This window comes from Micromonospora sp. HM5-17, from assembly GCF_003762835.1.
In the GTDB taxonomy this organism is placed as follows: domain Bacteria; phylum Actinomycetota; class Actinomycetes; order Mycobacteriales; family Micromonosporaceae; genus Plantactinospora.
Genome location: NZ_RJWA01000049.1, coordinates 1 through 403, shown reverse-complemented (window position 1 = coordinate 403; position 403 = coordinate 1). Strand labels below are relative to the sequence as shown.

Genomic DNA, 403 nt, shown 5'->3' with positions numbered 1-403 from the left:
CGCTGCCGAGGGTCACCGGCTGCATGCCCTGTATGTCGTGGCTGCCACGATGGGCCTCCGGCGCGGCGAGTTGATCGGGCTCCGCTGGTCGGACCTCGACTTGGACAAAGGCACTCTTCGGGTAGAGCAGACCGTCCAGCGGGTCGCCGGGAAGCTCCAAATCTTGGGCGCCAAGACTGAGGAATCTGAAGCGGTATTGCCGCTACCGGAGGTGACCTGGCTCACTCTGCTTGAACACCAGGAGCGCCAACAGGCCGAGCGGGCTGCGCTTGCTGAGGTGTGGGAGGACCACGGCTTGGTCTTTCCCTCCGAGCGGGGCACCCCGATGGAGCCCACCAACCTGAGCCGGTCCTTTGCCCGTCTCCGAGAGAGGGCCGGCTTGCCCGGAGTCCGTCTGCACGAT

1 protein-coding gene is annotated in these 403 nt (G+C 66.0%); it reads left to right on the top strand.

The genetic code is table 11. The features are described 5' to 3' along the window. Positions 1-19: 19 nt before the first annotated feature. The coding region (locus tag EF879_RS26885; RefSeq protein WP_370375569.1) for a tyrosine-type recombinase/integrase at positions 20-403 on the top strand (384 nt) is incomplete at its 3' end.